General features: G+C 58.2%; 1 protein-coding gene. It reads right to left on the bottom strand.

Features of this window, described 5'->3' with window-relative positions:
• Window positions 1-201 (bottom strand): ABC transporter permease subunit (locus KI210_RS08885; protein WP_212781489.1); only part of this gene is annotated, 201 nt, incomplete at both ends.

Raw genomic sequence — 201 nt, 5'->3', positions numbered from 1 at the left:
CGATACGAACTGCGACAGCAGCGCCGGTATCATGTTGTGCACCGCCTGCGGCACGATGATGTGGTACATGGCCTGCACGTACGTCATCCCGTTGCTTCGTGCACCTTCCATCTGTCCGTAGTCGATCGATTCGATCCCGGCGCGCACGATCTCGCTGATCATCGCGCTTTCGAATACTACCAGCGCCGTAATCGAGGCACT

Source organism: Lactobacillus corticis (assembly GCF_018327645.1).
In the GTDB taxonomy this organism is placed as follows: Bacteria; Bacillota; Bacilli; order Lactobacillales; family Lactobacillaceae; genus Lactobacillus; species Lactobacillus corticis.
The sequence above is the reverse complement of the archived record's forward strand: the minus strand, read 5'-3'. Positions and strand labels throughout refer to the sequence as shown.